This is a genomic window from Acinetobacter sp. YH12231 (assembly GCF_013417755.1).
In the GTDB taxonomy this organism is placed as follows: domain Bacteria; phylum Pseudomonadota; class Gammaproteobacteria; order Pseudomonadales; family Moraxellaceae; genus Acinetobacter; species Acinetobacter amyesii.
The window spans coordinates 61,989-80,235 of record NZ_VPDJ01000001.1 but is presented as its reverse complement, the minus strand read 5'-3'; the positions used below and the strand labels follow the sequence as shown (position 1 = coordinate 80,235).

Annotated in this window: 17 protein-coding genes; 6 read left to right on the top strand and 11 right to left on the bottom strand. The window is 40.2% G+C overall.

Annotated features, from left to right (window positions below; genetic code table 11):
• Nucleotides 1–3 precede the first annotated feature (3 nt).
• Both FTV11_RS00390 and FTV11_RS00385 read right to left on the bottom strand, forming a co-directional pair.
• A complete protein-coding gene (locus FTV11_RS00390) occupies nt 4–453 on the bottom strand; it encodes an ABZJ_00895 family protein (protein WP_168379056.1) in 450 nt (149 codons plus the stop codon).
• Nucleotides 454–847: 394 nt separating this feature from the next.
• The gene (locus FTV11_RS00385; RefSeq protein ID WP_180073197.1) at nt 848–1,792 is read right to left on the bottom strand and encodes a GGDEF domain-containing protein; all 945 of its coding nucleotides are present in this window, start codon (nt 1,790–1,792) and stop codon (nt 848–850) included.
• A 169-nt stretch (nt 1,793–1,961) separates the two neighbouring features.
• Here FTV11_RS00385 and FTV11_RS00380 point away from each other — a divergent pair, with 169 nt between their 5' ends.
• The 3 genes from FTV11_RS00380 (at nt 1,962) to FTV11_RS00370 (ending at nt 7,329) form a co-directional block, all read left to right on the top strand.
• Nucleotides 1,962–2,339 (top strand): VOC family protein, encoded by a 378-nt coding sequence (locus FTV11_RS00380; RefSeq protein WP_168379058.1) that lies wholly within the window; start codon nt 1,962–1,964, stop codon nt 2,337–2,339.
• 133 nt (nt 2,340–2,472) lie between these two features.
• Nucleotides 2,473–3,726: an exonuclease SbcCD subunit D C-terminal domain-containing protein gene (locus FTV11_RS00375; RefSeq protein ID WP_168379059.1), complete on the top strand. Its 1,254-nt coding sequence runs from the start codon at nt 2,473–2,475 to the stop codon at nt 3,724–3,726.
• 9 nt (nt 3,727–3,735) lie between these two features.
• The gene (locus FTV11_RS00370; RefSeq protein WP_180073196.1) at nt 3,736–7,329 is read left to right on the top strand and encodes an AAA family ATPase; all 3,594 of its coding nucleotides are present in this window, start codon (nt 3,736–3,738) and stop codon (nt 7,327–7,329) included.
• A gap of 48 nt (nt 7,330–7,377) precedes the next feature.
• Here FTV11_RS00370 and FTV11_RS00365 read toward each other — a convergent pair whose 3' ends face one another.
• Complete coding sequence (locus tag FTV11_RS00365) at nt 7,378–8,178, bottom strand: thioesterase family protein (protein WP_078193098.1); 801 nt, start codon at nt 8,176–8,178, stop codon at nt 7,378–7,380.
• A 193-nt stretch (nt 8,179–8,371) separates the two neighbouring features.
• Nucleotides 8,372–9,058 carry a YggS family pyridoxal phosphate-dependent enzyme gene (locus tag FTV11_RS00360; RefSeq protein ID WP_180040456.1) on the bottom strand — a complete coding sequence of 229 codons (687 nt, stop codon included), beginning with the start codon at nt 9,056–9,058 and terminating at the stop codon, nt 8,372–8,374.
• A gap of 125 nt (nt 9,059–9,183) precedes the next feature.
• Here FTV11_RS00360 and FTV11_RS00355 point away from each other — a divergent pair, with 125 nt between their 5' ends.
• Nucleotides 9,184–10,221 carry a type IV pilus twitching motility protein PilT gene (locus tag FTV11_RS00355; protein ID WP_078190026.1) on the top strand — a complete coding sequence of 346 codons (1,038 nt, stop codon included), beginning with the start codon at nt 9,184–9,186 and terminating at the stop codon, nt 10,219–10,221.
• A gap of 27 nt (nt 10,222–10,248) precedes the next feature.
• Nucleotides 10,249–11,370, top strand: coding sequence for a PilT/PilU family type 4a pilus ATPase (locus FTV11_RS00350; protein ID WP_168379063.1), 1,122 nt, complete (start codon nt 10,249–10,251; stop codon nt 11,368–11,370).
• Between the two features lie 78 nt (nt 11,371–11,448).
• Here the strand turns inward: FTV11_RS00350 and fur are convergent, their stop codons facing one another.
• Nucleotides 11,449–11,886: a ferric iron uptake transcriptional regulator gene (fur, locus tag FTV11_RS00345; RefSeq protein ID WP_078193101.1), complete on the bottom strand. Its 438-nt coding sequence runs from the start codon at nt 11,884–11,886 to the stop codon at nt 11,449–11,451.
• A gap of 112 nt (nt 11,887–11,998) precedes the next feature.
• On the opposite strand from fur, the gene FTV11_RS00340 reads away from it, so the two are divergent.
• The gene (locus tag FTV11_RS00340; RefSeq protein WP_078193102.1) at nt 11,999–12,397 is read left to right on the top strand and encodes an outer membrane protein assembly factor BamE; all 399 of its coding nucleotides are present in this window, start codon (nt 11,999–12,001) and stop codon (nt 12,395–12,397) included.
• Nucleotides 12,398–12,440: 43 nt separating this feature from the next.
• Here FTV11_RS00340 and FTV11_RS00335 read toward each other — a convergent pair whose 3' ends face one another.
• The 6 genes from FTV11_RS00335 to FTV11_RS00310 form a co-directional block, all read right to left on the bottom strand.
• Entirely contained in the window at nt 12,441–12,767 is a 327-nt protein-coding gene (locus FTV11_RS00335) for an RnfH family protein (RefSeq protein WP_180004252.1), read from the bottom strand.
• Nucleotides 12,767–13,849 (bottom strand): hypothetical protein, encoded by a 1,083-nt coding sequence (locus FTV11_RS00330; protein WP_180026559.1) that lies wholly within the window; start codon nt 13,847–13,849, stop codon nt 12,767–12,769. The genes FTV11_RS00335 and FTV11_RS00330 overlap by 1 nt, the downstream gene beginning before the upstream one ends.
• Before the next feature lie 142 nt (nt 13,850–13,991).
• Nucleotides 13,992–14,447, bottom strand: a complete 456-nt coding sequence (locus FTV11_RS00325) for a bacteriohemerythrin (RefSeq protein ID WP_078190032.1) — start codon at nt 14,445–14,447, stop codon at nt 13,992–13,994.
• 263 nt (nt 14,448–14,710) lie between these two features.
• Nucleotides 14,711–15,559, bottom strand: coding sequence for a class II glutamine amidotransferase (locus FTV11_RS00320; protein WP_180073195.1), 849 nt, complete (start codon nt 15,557–15,559; stop codon nt 14,711–14,713).
• A 209-nt stretch (nt 15,560–15,768) separates the two neighbouring features.
• The gene (gene argB / locus FTV11_RS00315) at nt 15,769–16,677 is read right to left on the bottom strand and encodes an acetylglutamate kinase (protein WP_078190033.1); all 909 of its coding nucleotides are present in this window, start codon (nt 16,675–16,677) and stop codon (nt 15,769–15,771) included.
• Between the two features lie 10 nt (nt 16,678–16,687).
• Nucleotides 16,688–18,112 carry a phosphomannomutase/phosphoglucomutase gene (locus tag FTV11_RS00310; protein WP_180050362.1) on the bottom strand — a complete coding sequence of 475 codons (1,425 nt, stop codon included), beginning with the start codon at nt 18,110–18,112 and terminating at the stop codon, nt 16,688–16,690.
• Nucleotides 18,113–18,247: the final 135 nt, after the last annotated feature.

The following is an 18,247-nucleotide window of genomic DNA, read 5'->3' as shown; positions in this document are numbered from 1 at the left end:
GCTTTATGCGCCAAACTTTTGAGAAGCCATCCGCTGTGCTTGCGGACCATAAAACCAATAGGTGATTAAATACAAAGGGATAGCCATCAGTAATAACATGATCACCATTAAACTCATAAACTGAGGATGTTGAACATAGAGCATTAAATTTTGCCAAATTTCAGGATCTTTTCTTGAAAAAATTGCGATACCCAAAAGTACAAAACCAAAATTATATAACCAAAAAATCAGGCTAAAACCTAGGGTAAATTTTTTACGTTCTGCCTGTGTCGGTGCTCTCTGATTTTTATTTAAAAACCGAAATAACACCACGATCATGGCAATCAGATAGGGTACGACCGTTAAAATACCACCCACACCCTGTGGCAATAATGCTGCGATCACACCGCAAATACAGGTCATGATTAAACAAATGAAAAAAAACAAGAAAAAATAACGTGTTAAAGACACCATGACCCTAACCCAAGAAGAAGTTGACACCTAGTATAAAAAAAAATGCATTTTTTTTCATTTTCATGTCAACCAATCTGTAATCAGCTACGTTATATAGGGTACAAGGTCTGTAGCAACCGATGATTTGGACGGCATCCACAATGTTTCGGTGACCTTTTTAAAAGCAATAAGTTTCATTTTGAATTTAAGTATGAACAGCAGCCATCACTTAAATTTAAAATCGATTTTTTGACCGACGATTTCATCATCACTCGAATCGTCGGTCTTTTATTTTGTGCCTTATGTATTCAGCATTTAATTTTTATATTCTACACCCAAAAAAATCAGCCGATAAAATATCGACTGACTAAAAACTTGCTGCAACTTTAAAATAAGTCACAACTGCAAATCTATGTTATGCAGCACAGTAGCGATTACGCCCCTGTCTTTTGGCTACATAAAGGTTTTTATCAACTTGATCCAGAAATTGCATTGGATTATCAAGATCTGAAGGAATAATGGTTTTTACCCCCATGCTGAGTGTGACGAGTTCCGACACCGCAGAGGCTTTATGCGGTAATCGTGCAGCACGCACGGCATCCATAATTCTATCGGCCATCATTGCTGCTGCTGCCTCATTGGTCTCTGGTAAAATCCAAGCAAATTCCTCGCCACCAAAACGCGCAACTAAATCACGAGGCCGTGTACAACAAGATTCCAAACTTTTAGCAATTTGACGCAGACATGTATCCCCAATCACATGACCATTCAAGTCATTGTATTGTTTAAAATAATCTAAATCGATCAGAATTAAACTCAGCGGCTTTTGCGTGCGTATCGCGTTCAACCATTCCCGTTGATAAAAATCATCAAACAAACGTCGATTGGCAATACCGGTTAAGCCATCTTTATATGAATATTCTTCGAGCTGACGTTGCAATTTTTGTAGCTGTTCTTCTTGTTTTTTCCGCTCGGAAATATCAAACATAAAGCCTACAAGACAATCTACATCACCGTTTGGTTTACGCACGACATGTACAACATCTCGTATCCAGAGATACGAACCATCTTCTTTAAGTGCACGATAATCTGCTTCATGATCTACACCAGCCATAGACTGTGAAACACAATAATTCAGTACATAATTACGGTCTTCGTCGTGCATACGTGATGCCCAATCATCTACCGTTTTCCAACTACTTTGTTTCCAACCGAGTAACTTTTCAATTTGCGGTCCAATATAGCTGAATGTTTTACTGTCCCAATCAATACACCAAGGAATGGCTAATGTAGACTCTAATAAAGTCTTATACACCATATTATTTGCAAGTTTTTCTTCATCAAAAGGATTATTTGGCATGTTGCATCTCCTGCTACCCCAAATGCAGGTAATATACCCGCTGTACAATAATTCACCTATATACAGGATTAGAACAACATTTTATATTCCTAGTTCTTAGTATTTTTTAGCCTAATTTCAAATCTCTGCTATTTGAAATGTGCAATCCATCAAACAAAGAGCAATAACAATGAACCAGCTCTGCTATTTTGAAATTCAAAGCTCCGATCCAAAGCGTGAAGTTGCCTTTTATTCTGCGATTTTCGGTTGGTCATTTATCCCAGTTGAAGGGCTACCGATTCAATACTTCCGTATTGAAACTCAAGGCATTCATGGTGGCCTCTTAGAGCGCCCTGCTCAGACTCCACCAACGCACTGCGGCACCAATGCATTTACCTGTAGTTTTGAAGTTGAAGATTTCGACCATATCGCTGAGAAAATTTTGGCGCAGGGTGGTCAAATTGCCATGGAAAAATTTGCGATTCCTGGTCAATGTTGGCAAGGCTATTTCTTAGACCCAGACCACAATACCTTTGGCCTCGTACAAGTCGATTCAAATGCACAGTAACAGCTTAGATTGATGACCTTGTAACTGTCGAGAACGACTTAGTTTGACGTATGAATGATTAATCACCCTCGAAAATGTGAACATCTGTGATACTTTAGACCCCAATCAATTTTTTTGATTTTTGGGGGCTTGCATGACTGTTCGTTTTTTTCATACTTCTGATTGGCATTTAGGACAATTCTTCTATAACCACTCACGTGACTACGAACACGAACAGTTTCTTCATTGGTTACTCGAACAAATAGAACAAAAGCAGCCGCATGCCCTGCTGATAGCTGGCGATATTTTTGATGTCATCAACCCAGCTTCCAAAGCGCAAAAACAGCTCTATCAATTTTTAGCCGATGCGCATGTGCGTGCCCCGCACATGCAAACCCTGATGATCGCAGGCAATCATGACTCAGGTTACCGTATTGAACAAGTTGAGCCATTATTAGAAAAATACCATGCCAAAGCTGTTGGCGTGGTCCATAAAAATACTGAAGGTCAGCTCGATTTAGACCGATTACTCGTGCCTATTTATGATGAACACAAAAATATTGTGGCATGGTGTCTAACCTTACCTTTTTTACGGGCTGCCGAGATCACCGGATTCAATGATCAAACCACCAATAGCCAAAACGCTATTACCTATGTGCATCAGCAATTAATTGCGGAAGCCAAAGCACGTAAAACTTCAGATCAAGCCTTAATTTTAATGTCACATGCCCACATGCAAGGCGGTGAAACGTCGGACTCAGAGCGCCCGATTATTATTGGCAATGAAGAAGCGCTTTCGACTGCCCTATTTGATGATGTAATTGACTATGTCGCACTTGGGCATTTGCATAAACCGCAAAAAGTCGCACAGACCCATATCCGTTATAGCGGCTCACCGATTCCCCTGTCATTTAGTGAAATTAATTATAAGCACCAAGTGCTTGAGATCAGTATTGATCCAACTCAAACAGATGAATCACGCTTTCAAATGGGGTCCTTAGCAATTCCGCGCAGTGTGCAATTGCATCGCATCAAAGGCACAATTCCAGAAGTTTTGGCACAATTATCTGCTTTGGCGAGCGGTGAAATTGAAGATATTGATCAGCGTGAATATGTCGAAATTGAATACCATACCGACACCCCGCCTGCACCGAATTTACGACAGCAGTTTGAAGAGGCTTTAGCGCCGAACCGTTATCGGTTGGTGCGCATCAGCCGCCGTTATTTAAACTCAGATCAAAATAATCAGCAACAAGCCGCAATCAACCTTGATCCACCTACGCCTGAAAAATTATTCCAAAACCTTTGGGAAAAACAAGGCTATGGTGCTGATGACACCGTAATGAAAGATTTTTTAAGTTTGGTCGATGAAGCACAAAAATCACTTGAAGATGATGTGAACGCTTAAGGAATTGCCATGAAAATTTTATCTATACGTATTAAAAACTTGGCATCTTTAGCGGGTGAACATTTTATTGATTTTGAATCTGAGCCTTTAGCCAGTGCAGGCTTAGTAGCAATTATTGGCAAAACTGGTGCAGGTAAATCAACCATTTTAGATGCCATGTGTTTGGCGTTATTCAACGAGGTACCACGTCTTAAAAACAGCGATGGTAAACTTATTGATGTAGATGGGTCAGAACTCCTCACGAAATCAACACAAACAATATTGCGCCGTGGTACAGCCCAAGGCTTTGCCGAGCTCAGCTTTGTTGCTCAAGACCAAAAAGTCTATGCTGCACGTTGGGAAATTAAACGTGCACGTGAAAACCCAAACGGTAAATTGCAAAGTGTACAGCGTTCACTAAAATGCTTAACGGACGAAACAATTATTGCTAATCAAACCAAACAGGTTGAAAAGCATATCCCCGAAATTATAAAACTCAGTTTCGAACAATTTACCCGTACAGTACTACTCGCACAATCAGAGGTCACTGCTTTTTTAAAAGCACGTGATAATGAACGTGGAAAACTTTTAGAATATCTAACCAACTCTGAAATCTTCGCAAAAATTGGTCAATTGGCCTTTGATAAAACCAAAGAAATTGCCAATCAGCGTAAAGAGCTGGAAAATGTTTTAGGACATATTGAAATATTGTCTGATGAAGATCTAATAACAACCACGAATCAATTCAATACGGTTTCTACAGAATATAAAAAGCTGGAAATAGAAAAATCAGCGTTCGAAAAAAATCAACAGTGGTATGAACAAAAGCAAAAATACGAAACTGATGTGCAAGCACGTCAGCAACAACTACAAAATCAGCAACAACAACTTGATGCACTTGCGCCTGAAAAGCTACAACTGCAACAACTTGAACGCTTTTCATCTATACGCCCAAGTGTAATTCAACAAAAAAATATCAAGCTTGAAATTGCACAATTACAGCCGCAATTGACACATGCACAACAGCATTTTTCAGAGATTGAACAACAATTCAATGCTGAAAAAACCATCTTTGAAAAAATAGATACAGAACAAAAACAACAGCATCAATTTGAGATTCAACATCAAGACAAAATTAAACTGGTGCGTGACCGGATTGCTGAACGTCTTGTATTGGTAGATCAATTACGCAAAGCGCAAGGTGATTTTAAAGAGATTGAAAACCAACTTGTTCCGCATATCAACAATGAAAAACAGATGAAGGAACAGCTTGAGCAACTGCAAACCAATATTGCTCAACACACGGCACAGCTAGAAAGTTCAAATCACTTTGCCTCACTCGATGATGCACTTTCAGCGCATATCACACAGACTCAACGATTTATTCAAAGTTATGCACAATTTGAAAAAAATTATGGCAATGTGCAACAAGCCAATACACAATTACAGACACAACAAAAACAACTTGAAAAATTAACGCAAACATTTGGGCAAGAAGATGCGCTCAATCAGAAAATTTCATCACTACGTTACGAACGTGACCAGCTTTTACAAAAATTAAATCAGCTCAATGTTGTTCAGCAACAATGGCAAAGCTTCCAAAATATTGATGCTGAAAACACCAATCTCATGACGGTGAAACGTACACTAGCTCAGCAAATTAAACAAAGTCATACGCAGCTAAAAACGGCCGAACTTACCTATCAAACGCAGAAAAATGAGCGTGAAAAACTGCAACACATGTTGCAACAACAGCGCTTACTGAATACGGAAAATATTGAAAAATTGCGTGCAGATTTGGTCGATGGCGAAGCGTGTTTAGTCTGTGGAAGTACCCATCATCCTTATTCAGAAAAAGAAGCTTTTTCTGATGAATTACTGAAACTACAAACGCAACAAGAACAACAAGCACTTGCATTGGAAAAAGTGGCTTTCGAAGCTTGGCAAAAATTACAAACCACCTCCACTCAGCAAACCGCGTTAATGGATGCCAATGCGCAACAGCTAGCGACCTTAAAAATACAACTTGATCAGGCAAAAAATGCGCTTCAACAACAATTAAATATTCTAAATATTTCTTTTGATTTTTCACATCAGCATGAAGCCTTGGCGCAACTGATTCAGACAAGAATCAATGAATCACAACAAGCGCAAAAACAAACTGAAGATGCCTTAATTTCACATGAAAATGCTCAAAAACAAAGTCATGCACTCATAACTTCAATTCAACAAACCACACAGCACTTATCCAGTGTGCAACAAGCTGAAATCAATATTCAGCATATTCTCATTGTGTTGAATGACGTAGAAAAAAAATTATGGGAACAGTCGACTTTAAGCGCGGCTAAACAGATTTATCACACACTACAACAACGTCAAAATTACTTAAAGCAACGCCACGAGTTAAATACTCAATATAATCAAACTTCACAACAGCTTGAGCACTATCAGCAACAAATTAAATTTAGTCAGGAAAAAATTCAAACGGCTCAAAATCTAATTGAAAATTTAACAATTGAGGGCAAAAAAAATAGTGATATTGCGATTCAAACTATTTTTGAGATGACCCAAACACAAGTTGAAAAACCACATGATTGGTTAAATGATTTTGACCAAAACAGACAACTGTTACAGACGAGATTCAATCAGGCTCGTCAAACATTCGATCAAGTACGTCAAGCCTTTGAAACCAGTCAAAGTCGCTTAAAAGAATACCTCACCCAGCAAACACAATTAGTCACTCAAATGAGGCATGTTGAAAATACGCTTCAACAATGGATGAGCCAAAATTCAGAATTTAGTGAAACGCTGTTAGCGCAACTTAGTGCAATTTCATATGAACAAGAACAGCAGCTTAAACAGCGTGTTTTAAATGCAGAACGTGCCTATTCAGATGCTCAAGCAGGTATTCAGGCTATTCAAGAAACGTTGAAACAGCATTTAAAAACACAGCCTGAAATACAAATTTTACAAATCGAGCGTGTCATTGCACTAAATCTTAAAGCCCTTGCAGAACAGCAAGAACTTAGAGATCAACTTAAAAGTAAGTTAGATGTTCATTTTTCTAACCTCAGCAAACAAAAACAATTTGCCGATCAGATTCAACAGATCCAATCTGAAGAACATCGTTGGAATAAAATTTCGAGCTTAATGGGCGATGCAACGGGCAAGAAGTTCCGTGATTTGGCGCAGCAATATAACCTTGATATTTTAATCGAGTATGCTAACCAGCAATTGGCGATACTTTCACAGCGCTATACCTTAAAGCGCCTTGAAAATTCCTTAAGTCTAGCCATTATCGATCATGACATGGATGGCGAAACTCGCTCTGTCTCTTCGCTTTCAGGTGGTGAGTCGTTCTTAACAGCACTCGCTTTATCCTTAGCCATTGCAAGCATGGCATCAGGAACAACGAAAATCGAAAGCCTATTTATTGACGAAGGATTTGGCACGCTAGATGCCTCAAGTCTACACATGGTCATGAATGCTCTAGATCAGTTGCAAAACCAAGGCCGTAAAGTAGTATTGATCTCGCATATTCAAGAAATGCACGAACGAATCCCTGTGCAAATTCAAGTCAATCCTGTCGGAGCAGGTGCAAGCACCATCCAAATCGTATCTTAAAAAAAGCCTGCTTAAAGCAGGCTTTATAATTTTTGATTCTCTAGATCATTACGTCCCGAGTGGACGTAGCGTTAAAATCTGTTCACTACGCCCAAATGGGCCATGGACATCATGCAATACAGAACTACTCAAACCAACACCATCCGCTCCATACTGCTGCACGGTTTCCAGACCTAACCACTGTCCCTGTGGTAAACGGTGCAAATGGATTTGTAGATCCAGATTTGGAAAGCCCCAGCCAAATGGCCAATCCTGACGCGGAACAATACCATTGGCGGTATCAACCATGCCCATTAAACGGACAAAATCAGCAGTCGGCTCACCTTCAACCATGTCATGCTGTGTTCTCAGCCACACAATGCCTTGACCTGCACGGCGCCCATGGCTTCTTGCTTCAATCGACTGAATATATCCCCCCGGCCACTGACGGATACCGTCCCAAATCGGCGCAGTTTCTGGCCCAGTCACATCAGCATCCTCCAAACCTTTCACGGACTGGCTATTTTGCGTCATCATGCGCCAAGTGCGTGCCACAATGCAGGTTTTGCCCTGAGCCCGCATTTCAGATTCAATCAGTTCAATGGTTTTTCCCGGACGAATCACTTGCGTGATTATTTCAAACTCGCCAGCAGGAATTAAGCCCAAAATATCGAGGCTAATGCGCCCGATACGCATATCATGACGTGGTGAAAAACGGTCTAATTCAGCACAAATAATGCCTGTAGCTGGTGCCATGTGTTGCTCATGTGCATTCCATGCACCTTGTGCTAAATTGGTCGAATGGTAATGTGCCGTGACACAGCCTTGCGCATCTACGTCGCGTTGAATCAACTGATAATATGCCGTCATGAACTTCCCTATTTGTCCAAGTGTGAATTACTTCAATATCAAAAACATCCTGATTATTTTGTACTCAACTTTAATGGAAAGTTCAAATTAAAAGGCTCACTTTGAACCCATAGGTTTCATCTATTGTGAAAATTTATCTGCTGTGCTTACACTTTATAAGCCTAGTTTTTGAAAGCAGGCTGAATCTTCTGTCCTATTTTGAATAATCACGTGCGCCAAACAATGCTGTCCCCACGCGAACCATCGTTGAACCCGCAGCAATCGCATCAGTCATATCGCCTGACATCCCCATACTTAATGTATCCCAATCTTCAGGTTTCGCATGCTGTGCTTTGACGTGTTCAAAGAGCATTTTGGCATCAGCAAACGCTTGCGGATTGTTTGGAGCAGGAATCACCATCAGTCCACGTAAGCGTAAATTCGGTAGCGTAGAAATCTGTGCGACCAAACCTGCTACTTCATTCGGCTGACAGCCATCCTTCGTATCTTGCGCATCAATATTGACTTGTAGGCAAATATTCAAAGGTGCTTGCGTCGCTTCTCGCTGGCTTGATAAACGCTCCGCAATAATCAAACGGTCTACCCCATGCACCCAAGCAAAGTTTGAAGCCAAATGTTTGGTTTTATTGCGCTGTACATGACCAATGAAATGCCAATCAATCTCTAAATCTGCCAAAGCCTCAATTTTTTCAAGCGCTTCTTGCAGATAATTTTCACCAAATGAGCGTTGCCCCGTTGCATACATTTCTCTTAGCATTTCAGCAGGATGCGTCTTAGATACAGCCAACAATTCAACCGATTGCTGTGGTCGACCCGCAAGTTGGCAAGCCTGCTCAATTTGCTGCAAGACTTGATTTCGTGCTTCTTGAAGTTTATTCATTGACTGGGTTCTCATTTCATTCATCTTTTTTTGCATTGCCCTGCAACTAAGTGTTGGTTAAGCTGTGGGAAAGCCTTATTATTCTATCAAAATAATTAAGATTTAATTTTTATCTCGGGGATTTTATGGACATTACAGAACTATTGGCCTTTGCTGCCAAAAATAACGCTTCGGATTTACATTTATCTTCTGGTATGCCACCAATGATTCGTGTGGATGGTGAAGTTCGTCGTATCAACCTTCCTGCTCTTGAACATAAAGAAGTGCACAAATTGGTTTACGACATCATGAACGATAAACAGCGTCGTGATTACGAAGAAAAATTAGAAACTGACTTTTCATTTGAAGTACCTGGTGTGGCTCGTTTCCGTGTGAACGCATTTAACCAAAACCGTGGTGCTGGTGCCGTATTCCGTACCATTCCTTCAAAAGTACTAACCATTGAAGATCTTGGCATGGGCCAAATCTTCAAAGATATTTGTGAATATCCACGTGGCATCGTATTGGTGACCGGTCCAACAGGTTCGGGTAAATCAACCACGCTTGCTGCGATGGTTGATTACATCAACGACAACCGTTATGACCATATTTTAACGGTCGAAGACCCGATCGAATTTGTACACGAATCAAAAAAATGCTTGGTCAACCAACGTGAAGTACACCGTGATACGCACGGCTTTAACGAAGCACTTCGTTCCGCACTGCGTGAAGACCCGGATATTATCTTAGTCGGTGAGATGCGTGACCTTGAAACCATTCGTTTGGCGCTGACAGCTGCTGAAACCGGTCACTTGGTCTTCGGTACACTCCATACAACCTCTGCCGCAAAAACCATTGATCGTGTGATTGACGTATTCCCTGCTGAAGAAAAAGACATGGTTCGTGCCATGTTATCTGAATCACTTCAAGCCGTAATTTCACAAACCCTACTCAAGAAAAATGGTGGCGGTCGTGTGGCTGCGCATGAAATCATGATCGGTATTCCTGCGATCCGTAACTTGATTCGTGAAAACAAAGTCGCGCAAATGTATTCTGCGATTCAAACGGGTGCCAACTACGGTATGACCACACTCGATCAAAGCTTAAAAAACCTTGTCGCAAAAGGCATTATTAGTACGCAAACTGCACGGACTGCAGCGAAACAACCCGAATCTTTCTTGTAATTTTTTTATTTTTCTGGGGCGATCGTTATGGATTTTAACGGCTTACTTGATTATATGGTGGAGAAAAAAGCATCGGATTTGTTTATTACAGCCGATGTTGAACCCTCGATTAAGATCAATGGGCAAATTTTGCCAATTGGCTCGACTAAGTTACCGGGCCCGACTGTCGGTCAAATCTTACATTCGATTATGTCTGACAAACAGCGTAAGGAATTTGCCGATACGCGCGAATGTAACTTTGCCATTAGTAATACCAGTAAATCTGCTCGTTTTCGTGTCAGCGCCTTTCAACAACGTGACCAGCCAGGTATGGTGCTGCGTCGTATCGAAACCGTTATTCCAACGATGGATGAGTTGAAATTACCGCCGATTTTAAAAGAATTAGCGATGACCAAGCGTGGCATTATCATTTTCGTAGGTGCAACGGGTACAGGTAAATCAACCTCTTTGGCATCTTTGATTGGCTATCGTAATGAAAATAGCAAAGGTCATATCATTACAATTGAAGACCCGATTGAATTTGTACACCAACACCGAGGCTGTATCATTACCCAACGTGAAGTGGGTATTGATACCGACTCTTTCGAAGTTGCCTTAAAAAATACGCTACGTCAGGCACCTGACGTGATTCTGATTGGTGAGATTCGTTCACGAGAAACTATGGACTATGCGATTGCCTTTGCTGAAACCGGTCACTTGGTTTTTGCAACACTGCATGCCAACAACGCCAACCAGGCCATCGATCGTATCATTCACTTCTTTGAAGCAGATCGTCATAGTCAGCTATTCATGGACTTGTCTTTGAACTTAAAAGCAATGGTTGCGCAGCAGTTGATTCCAACCATTGATGGTAATTCACGTCGTGCTGCCATTGAGATTTTGATCAACTCACCTTTAATTTCAGACTTAATCCGTAAGGGTGAAGTGCATGAAATTAAAGACCTGATGAAGCGTTCTCGTGAACTAGGTATGCAAACCTTTGACCAAGCCTTATATGACCTTTATAAAGCCAAGCAAATTAGCTACAAAGATGCGCTCAAACATGCCGACTCACCGAACGACCTGCGTCTACAAATTAAATTGTCTGAAGAAGGCGGTGAGCATTTACTGCGTGCAAATTCAAATATTACCTTTGATGGTCAACATTAATTTTGCTTAAACGCTTTCGGAAATAAAAAACAGACTTCACATGAAGTCTGTTTTTTATTCATTCTCATCCGCATCGGATTATTTTTTACGATATGCTTCTTGGCATTCAGGCGCATCACAATAGCCATAAAGATTTAATGAGTGACCTGTAAGTTGGAAACCAAATTTTTCTGCCACTTGATGTTGCTCATGCTCAATCACATCATTAGTAAATTCCACCACTTTATTGCAGTTTTGACACACAATATGGTCATGGTGATCTTCTTGCATAATCTCAAAAACAGAATGATTGTTTTCAAAATGATGGCGTTGAATAATACCTGCAGCTTCAAACTGTGTTAACACGCGATACACAGTTGCTAAACCCACATCTTCACCCTGTTCAAGTAAAGTCTTATAAATATCTTCTGCGCTTAAGTGATGTTGTCTTGAATTTTCAAGCAATTCCAATATTTTAATTCGTGGAAGTGTAACTTTAAGTCCAGCTTTACGTAAATCTTGATTTGAAATAGGCATGAAAAAAGGTCTCTCAACAAAATTAAAGTTGGAATATGCAACAAAGTTTAGATGCAGTATGATCTATCCTTGGATCAAATGCATCATAATTAATTTGGGATAGTTTAGCAAAATGCAAAAAATCATGCTGACGTTATTTGTCACTTCATTGCTCGTAGGCTGTTCAACCTTGGGCGTTTATAAAGTTGATATTCCACAAGGTACACCTTTAACTCAAGCACAAGCGGCTAAAATTCAAGTGGGAATGAGCCACCAACAAGTTCGCTTTTTGCTAGGTAGTCCAACTGTTGCCGATCCAATGAATCCGTTACGTTGGGACTACATTTATAAGTATACCCCAGGAACATATGCTAAAAAAGCCAAGATTCCTGCTGCACATGGTCAACACTTAAAAATCTTCTTTGACCAAAACGGTATCGTTCAAAAAATTGAAGGCTTAGAAACCATTCCAGAGTCTCAACCTGGCTTACCAGGTTCTAAAGAAGCGATTTTAACTGCGCCACCACTATAGTCGCTTTCAGATAAAAATAAACCCCTAAATTTAGGGGTTTTTTTTATAAGTACAATTGTTTGAAACGATTGCCTCGACAATAACGACCAACGGGATTTTTCTTGGCGCGATTACGACGAATATCTTTCGGATTAATGGTTAATGCACGATAGATTTCGACACGATCACCTGCTTCAAGTAACTGAGATGAATCGCTTACACGCGCCCCGAAGATTCCTAGTGTTAATACTTCTGGTAAATCTACTTGTTTTCGAATGCCACTTTGCACAATAGCATCTTCAACCGTCATACCGGGATTAAAGATTAGAGGAATTAATATCTGCTGTTCCACGCTCGCATAAGCCACCCACACTTGTAACTGAGCTGTCATTAGAATAACTGCCCAATCACAGCCACCAATGCCAATATTATTGACAAGGGCACTACGATACGTACAGCAATACGCCAAATATTATAAAAGGTTTCATGACTGAAGTTCATTGACTTACGTAGATGACTAATCTTCATAATCCAACCTGCGAAAATCGCATAAATCAGACAAATAATTAAGCCCCAAATCAACAAGGCAATATTAAATACTGGAACAACAGTGCTCAGTGCCCATACAAAAACCGCAACCAATAAAATCGCCCATTGCACCACTATGGCCAATTGGCGTTGTTGTAATTGTTCACGTGCCATTTGAATCAGCAATGCTGAAGCTGCGACTAAACCCACAACCAGTGCTAAAGCAGATACTTGTGCTTTTGCTGCGAAAAAGGCAAAAGCAATCACTGCCAAAAGTTGAGCGATCCAAATTGGAAATACCGTTTTGCTTGCAATCTCTTGTTGCTTCACGGCTGGTAAACTTGACTGCCAGTACAAGCCCATCCCCAAACCACTTGCTACGAGCGCCAAGACTGTTGCATTGCCCCACTCACTAAATTCGAGCGCAGTCATTTTCCACTCTGGTAAGGCAGTTCCCATAACATTCGCTAAGACTACTGCAGCAATCACACCAATAGCGGTCAAAATCACTAAAAATTGGCGTGGTACAAACGACAATGCAAATGCAATGACCGCAAGGACAGCCAAAATAATGCTATAGGCAAAGCCATTAGCTGTAAAAATTGCCACATATTGCGATGCGGCTGAAAGCATGGCACCTGCTAAAAATGGAATAAATACTACGGCAAGCCAACCCACCAAACGCCATTTTGGCGAAGCATCTGCATCACGTGTCAGCGAAGACAGCGCTTGGACTGCTGTGGTTTTTGAACGTTTTGCTAAAGCAATTTCCAAATAACATAGCGGTAAAGCTAAAATAAGCATTGTACCTAGCCACAACAGCCAGAAATCTAGCTGACGTTCAATTTGAATACCTGTTACCGGTGCTAAAGTTGCAATAATGATAAAAGATAAACAGAACGCCATCAGTGGCGATAACCATTTCGACATCGCATTGTCCTGCATGACAAATTCCTTTGAAAATTCTAGCGCTATTTTGCCTTGCTGTGCCTTGAAAATCAAAAACAAAAAGCAAATCACCTTAAAGGTGATTTGCTGCGCAAATGATATTATTAGAATTTAATTGTTTTTATTTCATTTTTTGAGGTTATGAAAAGAAACGTGCAAACCAATTTTTGCCTTTTTTCTTTTCTTTTTCTTTGATGATACCCATCATATTTTCTTTAACCGCACCGACATAATCAGCATCATCGTGCTGGATATGGTTAATCAGCCATTTTGAAAGCACTTCATGTAATTCATTTTCAATCGCATGACCCATTTCAAAACGGTCGCGGTAAGATTCAATTTTTTTAATAAATAAATCATGTACGCGTTTATGTGGCACACGATATTTATAACCCGCTTCTTCTTGTAAAGATTCTTCGAAGGTAAAATGTGATTGGGTGTAATCAATAATGTTTTCCAGAATTTGTTTTACACGATCACGATCTGTATTTGCGTCAATGCCATCAATTTCATTGATGTAGTCAAGAATACGTTTGTGTTGATCGTCAATCACATCGATACCAGTATTGTATTCTGGAACCCATTTCATTTTCATTACGACCACCTATAAATATGAAGGACTTATCACGTAAATTTCATCATATAATTAAAGAACTTAAATAAAAATGAAGTAAAAAGGTTGGTTTTAATTGAAATACTGCCATTTATATTATAATCAATTGTTTTTATTATGTTAATTTATTTAATCCCGAGTATAAAGCTAAGATATTTTTTAATCAATTCAATATCTTAGAAAACACGCTTAATTCAATAAAGTGTAAAATATTCATTTTTATAATGAATATCTTTCATTCAAAATTAATACTGATCTGCACGTGTGACACGTTTTAAAGATGGGTCCAGCCGCTCACGTTCTAAACGTTCAACAACCGTCTTTGCAGCACGTATTGGACGACCATGTTGAAATAAAATCATTTCACCCGGCTCAAATGCTGTCCAAACTTCATTTTGCGTTAAGGGTTCAGTGGTAATCACGGCAACACGGTCTTCAGGCGTAGTGACTTCACTAAAATCGACTTCAACATCAATATCAATCAACTGTGCAGGCTGAAATGGAAACTCTCGAACCAGCCAATGCAGCTTGGTAATCGCATAACTAAATAGCGCCTGCCCATTCGACAAACAAAAATTAAAGGTGCCATGTTCTGCAATTTTAGGAGAAATTTCTAATAACAGATCAAACACCTGATCGAGTGTAGGTTCGGTATAACCAAAACGTTTCACCATTTGCTCGAGCATATAGCAAAAGGCCAATTCACTGTCGGTATTGCCGACGGGGCTGAAGCGCCCTGTGAGCTCAGGCTGAAAGCCATGCAGGTCGCCATTATGCGCAAAAATCCACTGTCTGCCCCACAATTCACGACTAAATGGATGTGAGTTTTCAAGATTAATTTTGCCTTGCGTCGCTTTACGAATGTGTGCAATCACATTGCGAGATTTAATCGGGTAGTTTCGGATCAGCTCAGCAATCGGAGACTCTACAGCAGATTGATTGTCGACAAATAAACGACATGCTTTATCTTCAAAAAAAGCGATACCAAAGCCATCACAATGATCTGAGGTAATTCCTGCTCGCTGCGAAAATCCCCGAAACGAAAAAGTAATATCGGTGGGAGTCGCACAATTCATTCCGAGCAGCTGGCACATATTGATCATTTCAGCAGTAAATCTATGATTTCTCTATTGTGCATGACAGTTTTAGTTGTTGTAAATCTAAAATCGGCGCCATTATAAGAGTTTTTATAATCCAACAAGGCAAATACATTATTTGATCTTTACAAATCTCACTTAGCCAACTGATAAATAATAAAAAAGCCTCAAAAGAGGCTTTTTTATATCAAAAAATGCTAAGTATCTTAAGCTTTTTTCACATTGGTTCGATTGGTGATTAATGTACCCACACCATGATCCGTAAAAATTTCAAGTAATGTTGCATGAGGTACACGACCATCAACAATATGCGCGCTGATTACGCCACCTTTGACTGCATCTAATGCACAGCCAACTTTCGGAATCATGCCGCCGTAAATCACGCCAGTTTCAATCAAACGATCGACTTCTTGGGTGGTTAATCCAGTCAGCAGATTTTTATTTTCGTCTAAAACGCCCGTGATATTGGTCAATAGAATTAGCTTTTCCGCACCCAATGCTTCCGCCACTTTACCTGCAACCAAGTCAGCATTGATGTTATAGGTGTTGCCGTCTTCGTCTACACCTAATGGTGCAATCACAGGAATAAAATCGCTTTGGGTAAACATTTCAAGTACGTCAGTTTTCACACCAACCACTTCGCCAACGAGACCTAAATCAATCTGTTTTACTGAACCATCTTCGGCTGTTTTTTCCATCAATAATTTTTGCGCACGGATCAAATTACCATCTTTACCCGTTAAACCAATGGCACGGCCACCGTGTTTATTGATTAAGTTCACAATCGATTTGTTCACGCTGCCGCCCAAGACCATCTCGACAACTTCCATCGTTGCAGGATCAGTCACGCGCATACCGTCAATACGATCAGACTCACGGCCTAATTGTTTAAGGAATGAATCCACTTGTGGACCACCGCCATGTACCACAATCGGGTTTAGACCAACCGTTTTCAGCAATACGATATCACGTGCAAATGAGCTCTCAAGCTCAGGATCGGTCATGGCATTACCACCATACTTCACTACCAGCGTCTTACCCGCAAAACGTTGAATATACGGCAAAGCTTCCGTCAGGATTTGTGCTTTGTCGATGCCAGTATGTTGATGTGGCATTTGCCTCTCCTTATTGAGCATCTGGAATGTCATGAGCAATGTCTGGATAGTGCTCAACTAACATGGAAACAAACAGATCTCGTATTTCTTTTAAGCGTGCTGATGAGTTGGCATCAAAGCGTAAAGTGAAATACTCACCTGTATTCGATGCTCGAATGATGCCAAATCCATCATCAAAATCAAGGCGTATTCCATCAATTTTACTGATTTGTGCCAGAATTCGCGTAGAATTGGCTTCAACCTGCTTTAAAACTTCCGCTGGATCATGCTGATGCGTACTGACATATAAATCTTCGGTACTAAAGCGCTCTGGATATTTCGCCAAAGCTTCTGACAATGTCAGCCCCTGAGTTTGAATATATTCTAAGACCCTTAAGGCAGCATATAGACCGTCGTCATAGCCACCACCACGACCGTCATTAAAAACATAATGCCCTGCGTATTCACCACCAAAAACCGCTTTGCCTTTAGATTGGGAAATATATTTTCGCAAGAAACTACTGCCCGTTCGAATCATGACAGGCTGCGCATCTAAATCGCACACGGTATCCCGAATCATTGTTGAACATTTCACATCAAATACCACCTCTGCATGTGGTTTTTGAGTCAAACAAATTTCAGCAAATAAACACAATAATCGATCTGCAGAAACGACTTTGCCAGTTTCATCAATCAGCACTAAACGATCACCATCACCATCTAAAGCAATGCCAATATCGGCTTTTTGTAGCTGTATGGCTTGGCGGAGATGGGTTAAATGTTTGAGCTGTGATGGATCTGGAGCATGATCAGGGAAATGTCCATCAGCTTGGCAACGTAATGCCAAAACTTCACAGCCTAATTTATTTAATAATAAGGCTGCACAATGCCCAGCTGAACCATGCATGCCATCGATCACAACTTTAAGTGGTTGCTGTAAATGAATGTCATCTAAAATAAATTTCTGATAGGCCAAACAATATTCAGGCTTGATTTCGTGTGGCTCAATTTCAGTCATCAAATGCACACGTTCCGATGAAAAACAATTTCGTGCTTCGACTGCAACGTGTTGAATCATCTCTGGACAAGGTGGCTCACCTTTGATAATCCACTTGATACCATTATCTGATTTTGGATTATGGCTCGCCGTCACCATAATGCCATTGCCTTGAAATTGTCCCGCAATAAAATACAACATCGGGCTTGAGCAGCAGCCAATAATTTCCGCTTCAAGGCCAGCCTCATGGCAGACTTTTTGAATTATTTTTGCATAGGTTGGACTGGTTAAACGCGCATCATAGCCAATGGCAAGTCTCTTTTGCCCTACATCTAAATATTGTTTGACTAAGCCACAAGCAATTGACTGAACTAAATCAGCATTTAAGAGCGATATTTTCCCGCGAATGTCATATGCACGAAAAATATGTTGCGGAAAGTGACTAAACAGTGAACCCATACTATGTTCTTCTAATTACATCTTTATTAATTAAAAAATCTTAAATTCTATTTAGAATTTAAGCTTTTAATTAAAGGATAAAATCCTGAAAAAAAGTGTAGCTTTTTTATAACAATTTTAGTTAATAATCAATTA

Excerpts from the sequence above, each read along its gene's own strand:
- FTV11_RS00390 (WP_168379056.1), bottom strand. The coding sequence starts at position 453 with ATGGTGTCTTTAACACGTTATTTTTTCTTGTTTTTTTTCATTTGTTTA.
- fur (WP_078193101.1), bottom strand. The coding sequence starts at position 11,886 with ATGCCTATTTCAAATCAAGATTTACGTAAAGCTGGACTTAAAGTTACA.
- FTV11_RS00360 (WP_180040456.1), bottom strand. The coding sequence starts at position 9,058 with ATGAATAAACTTCAAGAAGCACGAAATCAAGTCTTGCAGCAAATTGAG.
- FTV11_RS00355 (WP_078190026.1), top strand. The coding sequence starts at position 9,184 with ATGGACATTACAGAACTATTGGCCTTTGCTGCCAAAAATAACGCTTCG.
- FTV11_RS00380 (WP_168379058.1), top strand. The coding sequence starts at position 1,962 with ATGAACCAGCTCTGCTATTTTGAAATTCAAAGCTCCGATCCAAAGCGT.
- FTV11_RS00310 (WP_180050362.1), bottom strand. The coding sequence starts at position 18,112 with ATGGGTTCACTGTTTAGTCACTTTCCGCAACATATTTTTCGTGCATAT.
- FTV11_RS00325 (WP_078190032.1), bottom strand. The coding sequence starts at position 14,447 with ATGAAAATGAAATGGGTTCCAGAATACAATACTGGTATCGATGTGATT.
- FTV11_RS00385 (WP_180073197.1), bottom strand. The coding sequence starts at position 1,792 with ATGCCAAATAATCCTTTTGATGAAGAAAAACTTGCAAATAATATGGTG.
- FTV11_RS00375 (WP_168379059.1), top strand. The coding sequence starts at position 2,473 with ATGACTGTTCGTTTTTTTCATACTTCTGATTGGCATTTAGGACAATTC.
- FTV11_RS00330 (WP_180026559.1), bottom strand. The coding sequence starts at position 13,849 with ATGCAGGACAATGCGATGTCGAAATGGTTATCGCCACTGATGGCGTTC.
- FTV11_RS00365 (WP_078193098.1), bottom strand. The coding sequence starts at position 8,178 with ATGACGGCATATTATCAGTTGATTCAACGCGACGTAGATGCGCAAGGC.
- FTV11_RS00370 (WP_180073196.1), top strand. The coding sequence starts at position 3,736 with ATGAAAATTTTATCTATACGTATTAAAAACTTGGCATCTTTAGCGGGT.
- FTV11_RS00350 (WP_168379063.1), top strand. The coding sequence starts at position 10,249 with ATGGATTTTAACGGCTTACTTGATTATATGGTGGAGAAAAAAGCATCG.
- FTV11_RS00335 (WP_180004252.1), bottom strand. The coding sequence starts at position 12,767 with ATGACAGCTCAGTTACAAGTGTGGGTGGCTTATGCGAGCGTGGAACAG.
- FTV11_RS00340 (WP_078193102.1), top strand. The coding sequence starts at position 11,999 with ATGCAAAAAATCATGCTGACGTTATTTGTCACTTCATTGCTCGTAGGC.
- FTV11_RS00320 (WP_180073195.1), bottom strand. The coding sequence starts at position 15,559 with ATGTGCCAGCTGCTCGGAATGAATTGTGCGACTCCCACCGATATTACT.
- argB (WP_078190033.1), bottom strand. The coding sequence starts at position 16,677 with ATGCCACATCAACATACTGGCATCGACAAAGCACAAATCCTGACGGAA.